Origin of the sequence: Pseudogulbenkiania subflava DSM 22618 (assembly GCF_900177275.1) — a bacterium.
Lineage (GTDB): Bacteria > Pseudomonadota > Gammaproteobacteria > Burkholderiales > Chromobacteriaceae > Pseudogulbenkiania > Pseudogulbenkiania subflava.
Genome location: NZ_FXAG01000042.1, coordinates 1 through 5,465 on the forward strand (window position 1 = coordinate 1; position 5,465 = coordinate 5,465).

The following is a 5,465-nucleotide window of genomic DNA, read 5'->3' on the forward strand; positions in this document are numbered from 1 at the left end:
GCGCAAGTAGTCAAGCACGGTGCGGACCTTGCGGCTCTGAAATCGGCGGCTGGGGTATAGCGCGTAGACGGTGTCAGGGATGGGGGTGTCGGGTAGGGCCTCGATTAGGCGCCCATCGCGCAGCGCCTCGGCAGCGATGAACCGCGGCAGCAAGCAGATGCCAAGGCCGGCGATGGCGGCATCGCACATCACTTCGCCGTTGTTGAATACCAGCGTTGATTTCACTACTGCCGTTCGTACCCGGTTATTCTGCCCGACCGGCTCGAATTGCCACAGCTGCCCGGAATGGACGTAGGCGTAGCCGATGCAGCGATGGGCTGCCAGTTCGTCGAGTGATTTGGGCAAGCCATGGTGCTCCGCATAGTTCGGGCTACAGCAGACGACGCGGCGACTGATGGCCAGCTTACGTGCGATCAGTGACATGTCCTTGAGTGGCTGGGTAATCCGGATTGCCAAGTCGTAGCCACCGCCATCCACATCCACCATGCGGTCATCGAGATCGATGATCAAGTCCAGGTTGGGGTGCTGCTGCATTAGCTCCAACAGCATCGGCCCCAGGTATTTCCGGCCGAAGGTCATTGGTGCTGCGATGCGCACCTGGCCACACAGACTCCCCTCCTCCTCAATCGTCGACGTGGCCGCGTCGTCGAGCTGCAGTACCAGCTCACGTGCCTTCTGATAGAAGAGTTGTCTGCGGTCGGTGGCGACCACCCCCCGAGTGGATCGGTGTAGCAGTTGGGCGCCCAGTGCCTGTTCCAAGTCATTAATCCGTTTGCTGATGGCTGACTTGGAGAGATCGAGGCGTAAGGCGGCTGCCGTAAAGCTCCCGGTCTCCATCACCAACAGGAAGGCTTCAATATCGTTCAGTCGGTAGCGCATTGTTCAATATTAGTAGACTTGCTGTTCGTCTTCGAGCCGGTTCAAAGTCTTTTGAGCACGAGACCCATTCTTGTGTGCGCTTTCCAGTAGTGGCCTGATGGCTTCAAATTGTTGGCGGCTGATATCGCTTCGGTAGCTTTTCCTCACTTTTTGAGCTTCTCACATTCAACACAGAGAAGAACAGAAATTTTGCTATAAGGCGCGGAGATAAAGATGCTGTTGCGAGCGACGAAGATCTCGGCGCATCTCGAATCACCCCGAGTATTTTGTCTCGCGTGAGTCTTGAACAGCAACGCTAGAACGTGACGCCGGTTTTCAAGCCGATCACAAAGGCATTACTGTTTTGAGATGTACCGCCTGGGTGCAGGATGTACTGCAAATTGGGGCGCAGGAATACTGAGGGCACCGGAGACCACGAGTAATATAGCTCGCTCACATACTCATATCCGCTGCCCACGACGGCATTCTGACCTGTGCGGGCATTGTTCTGGCGCACGAAATCCGCGAAGCGCTCATTGTTGTGGGTGGCGCCCACAGCAAAACCGATCGAGTCCTGTCCGCGGCTCTCAAACGGTCCCTTATACTGCACCCCCATCGTGATCTGATGATCCAACTGCGCCGTATTACGGTCAGCGTGTGAGAAGTTCATGAACACCGTCGCGCCGCGGCCGCCGGCTGTACCGGTCACCTGCTGCTGGAGGCTCAGATAGATGCCGAACTGGCTGGAGCGCTCGAGGGGGTCGAGGCCTGTCTCGCCGCGCGGGTTGTGATTCACGTCGAAGAACAGGTCATTGCCGTTTGATGTGTTGTACCAGCCCCCCAGCTTGTAGGAACCGGGGCGACCCTGCCAGGTTGGTTGCCAACCCACTTCCAGCGGAATCAGCGCGCCGGTGGTGCCGCTCGGGTTGTTCGGCTTCCAGCCGTTGTGGCGCGCATAACTGTCATCCACGTACTTTGGGTTGACCTGATACACGCCAGTCTGCACGTAGGTGTCTTGCGAGGTGTGGAATTTGATTCGTGTCGCCCACTGACTGGTTGGCCAGTTGACCCAGTAGTTGCCCACTAGGTTGCCTGGCTGTGAGCCGCAGAACGTAAGATTCTGGAAATCGCAGGAGAAGCTGAAGAAGTCTTCGCCGACGGTCAGGCGACCAAGCTTGACCTCCATGCGGTCGTCGAACAGCTTTTGGTTAAGCCACAATTGCGTCAGGTGCCAGGTCTGTCCGCGTCCATAGACTTCCTGTATCAACATGTTGTTGCCGATATTGGCGTCCGCCCCGAGATTCCGTCCGTTACGGTCGGTCATGGTGAACTGGAATGTACCGCCCTGCCAGTCCCATAGCTTGTTCAGATCCAGCGTGGTGCCGAACACCCACTGATCTGTATAGCGCGTCAGGTGGTCGGTGCCGCCGCTAAAGTTGTGTGCCAGCTCGCTGCCATAGCCGATATTGAACGCCACGCCCTGCTCGGCCAGGCTCGAGCGCAAACCACCCCAGTCGCCCAGTAGGTAGGGGCTGGTTGCGATGTCGTAGGCATGGGCGCTGGCGGCGCCGAAGGCAAACGTAGCCGCGGCAACTACGTTGAGCCAGGCCAGCGGGTGTGGAGAACGGATACATTTGTTACGCATCGGCATGTCAACTCCCTGTTTTCGTAATGGAAAGACTGCGCAACTGCAGCTGCCCATCGCCTGATTGCGATTCGCGCTGTGCCAGCATGACAACCTGCTCATGTTTTGGGGGGAATTGCCGATTGGGTCGAGAGTACCCGCGCCACCAGCCAACGCCAGGGCCTGGTAGCGGCATCCGCCCCGGTCTCGCTACCGCTCACCGCAACTGCTGCAGGGTTCGGGCATCCAGCCGGTGCCGCGATGGGTGGGAAAGGCTGGGGGCTAGCTCCGCACGAGCGACGCCCTGCTCATCGGCATAGCGCAACATGGCGCCGAGTTGCTCTGTATTCTGGCGAGTAACGACAAAGTTGAGCGTCAGCGCCAGGCCGGCAAACTGCACCCAGCGCGTCGCGCTTCCTGGCGACACCGCCCCTCAAACCGGAAAGCGTCTCGGTGACACCTTGCACAAAACCGATCACGCCTTTCGACTCCCCTCCGAAGCCGCCCGCTTCTGAATCTTCAAGCTACAGTGCGATCTTGCCCGGAATGGCAGACGTCGCGATGCTCACGTCCGAGTCGCAGCCTTCAGCATCGACAACCGGCTAGACCGGGGCACGGCGCTTAACGCTGCCCCGATCCAGCACATTGAAGGCCTCATTGCCATTCAACACCCGCAAAACCCTCGGGTCAGCGCTCAGCACTCATGTAGCAATTGATTTCGCAACCGAGACAGACTTCGATAATTTGCGGCTTGGTCCAGATACGCATGATGCTTTCTCCAGGTTGTGGCGATGCCGGATGGCACCGCCTGATTGAAACTCGTTGGGGCTTACTTCGCCCGCGAGTACTTGAACGCGATAATCGAACCGGGGTTGTCCAGCTTGAACGCGGCGTTTCCGGTATCTGTCGTACCGAGGTGGCTTGTGTCGGTTGCCACATAGATCGTGCGGCCATCCGGACTGACCACCACTTCGCGATAGCGGTTCGCTGAGCGGAACAGCGGCTCTGCGTTACCAAGTGGCAGAGTGCCGGTCGGGTCAAGCTGTACGCGATAGAGAACGCCGCGCTTGAGGCTGGTGATCAAGAGTGAATGTTCCCAACCTGGAACACCCTGCTTTCCGCCACGGTAGTACGCGATGGAAGACGGCGCGATGGTCGGCCAGCAAATGTAATAGAGATTCTTGTCTGCGCAGACCGGGTTGTTGAAGTTGAAGTTGTTGTCAACGCTGAAGAACGTTTTCAATGGCTCGACGAAATCAGGATCAGACCACTGAGATTCCCGCGTCACCGGCACAGCTTCCGGCGGCTTCAAGCCGTTCTGCGCGTTATCCATGTCGCCCTTGCAACCACCCTTTGCGGCCGAATAATTGGCGTACGCATACCCGGCATCGTCCTTACGGCCGGCGACGTTGGGCCAACCGTAATTGCGGCCCGGGAGAATCAGGTTCAACTCGTCGTCAGTGTTGGGGCCCTGATCCGTGGCGAAGAGCTTGCCCGTCGGACTGAACACCATGCCCTGCGTATTTCGAATACCCCAGGCATAGACGTGACTTTTCACGCCATGAATCGTCGGGTTGTCCGCCGGAATCGAGCCATCGAGGTTCATTCGTAGAATTTTACCCATGTAGTGCTCCCGGTTCCCGGCTTTAACTTCGGCCTCGGTGGGCAGTAGTTGCGCCTGGTTAGGCTGGCAGAGATAGGAAAGCTGGTTTCGCCCCTGGTCGCCAATCGAGTAGTAGAGTTTTTGGTCCGGGCCGAAGAGCAGCCGCGCGGATTGGTGATCGTGTGCGGATGGAAGTCCCTTGAGGATGTCTACCGGTGATACCAATTTCTGAGTCTTGGCATTGTAGGTGTAGCGACGGATGGCTGTGCGGTTCGGGAATTCCCCTCCTTGGCCGCTGGCATAAGTGAGTGAGACGTAGACATAGTCGCGGCCCTTGCCCTTGAGCAAGTCCGGATGGAGCGCAAGCCCTAAAACACCATCCTGTTGGTCTGGTGAGTAAACGGCATCAGCGATTTCCACTGCTACCGTAATCTTGCCGTTACGGGGGTCGACGCGGGTGATCCGCTTGGCAATCTGTTCAGTCAGCCAGATATGTCCATCCGGACCGAGCATCATATTGTGGGGATTCGCCAAGCCGGTTGCTACAACCGCTTTCTCGAAATGTGGTGGCAACGCCGGCACAGGGGTTCCCGGCGCTGGAGGTAGATCTGCCTTGGCCAAGGCTCCAATCAACATAAGTGGTACGGCTAATGCAGAAGCAGCCCCGAATCTCATATTCCACCTCCATATTTGTTTGTTTATGATAACCCCGTCGGGATATCGGTAATGGAAAAGATGTTTCTAAAAACAGGAAGCGACCTACGGTATTTCTATAGAAGATGATAATTGGCAAGTCAATCAACTCAACCCTTGGCAGACCTTAAATATTAAATATGATCTTAAATAGTCAGCTATCGGGATGTGTTTTTATATATTCTCGATGCAAGGTGCGTCCGCCCTTTCGGGCCGCTGTCGACTCATCAAAACTGATCTGAATTGGCAGGTGACTAGAGGCGAGTCCTCGGCAATCTCATCAGGCGATAAGGTCCAATTTGTAAAACAACTCCGCCTTTTCCACTGCATCTATGCCTCCTGCGTGGAAATGGAGGATATGCTCGCCTTGCGTGTGATGCTTATGCTGTGCTTCCGGGCTCGCCCAGTGCTCCACAAAGACAAATCGTCGTAGGTCATCCTGTTGAACAAATAGCTCGTATCGCAAGTTACCTTCATCCTTGCGTGACGGCTCCACCAGTGCAGCCAGGTTTTCCCGCAATTCGTCTTCTCGCCCCGGCTTTGCGTACAAAACGGCGAGCACGTAAAAATCGCTCATGGCATTCCTTGTTTCCCGATGAGGTGGATTGCGAGGGGGCGATACTCCGCCCCCTCTAACAAGGCTGGTGGCTGCTACGTTCTGTCGTAAGAGAACTGGATGCCCGCCGT

At 56.8% G+C, this 5,465-nt stretch carries 5 protein-coding genes and 1 pseudogene; all 6 read right to left on the bottom strand.

Features of this window, described 5'->3' with window-relative positions; genetic code table 11:
• A partial coding sequence (locus B9N72_RS20425) for a LysR family transcriptional regulator (RefSeq protein ID WP_085277993.1) occupies positions 1-879 on the bottom strand: 879 nt, incomplete at its 3' end.
• 60 nt (positions 880-939) lie between these two features.
• Positions 940-1,026 (bottom strand): annotated as a pseudogene (locus B9N72_RS21840) (IS5/IS1182 family transposase); the annotation flags it as partial.
• A gap of 148 nt (positions 1,027-1,174) precedes the next feature.
• The gene (locus B9N72_RS20430) at positions 1,175-2,509 is read right to left on the bottom strand and encodes a carbohydrate porin (RefSeq protein ID WP_085277994.1); all 1,335 of its coding nucleotides are present in this window, start codon (positions 2,507-2,509) and stop codon (positions 1,175-1,177) included.
• 660 nt (positions 2,510-3,169) lie between these two features.
• A complete protein-coding gene (pqqA, locus tag B9N72_RS21845; RefSeq protein WP_085277996.1) occupies positions 3,170-3,421 on the bottom strand; it encodes a pyrroloquinoline quinone precursor peptide PqqA in 252 nt (83 codons plus the stop codon).
• The gene (locus B9N72_RS20445) at positions 3,312-4,706 is read right to left on the bottom strand and encodes a glucose/sorbosone family PQQ-dependent dehydrogenase (RefSeq protein ID WP_200811099.1); all 1,395 of its coding nucleotides are present in this window, start codon (positions 4,704-4,706) and stop codon (positions 3,312-3,314) included. Before B9N72_RS20445 ends, pqqA begins: the two co-directional genes overlap by 110 nt.
• Positions 4,707-5,058: 352 nt before the next feature.
• The gene (locus B9N72_RS20450) at positions 5,059-5,355 is read right to left on the bottom strand and encodes a putative quinol monooxygenase (RefSeq protein ID WP_085277998.1); all 297 of its coding nucleotides are present in this window, start codon (positions 5,353-5,355) and stop codon (positions 5,059-5,061) included.
• Between the last annotated feature and the right edge of the window lie 110 nt (positions 5,356-5,465).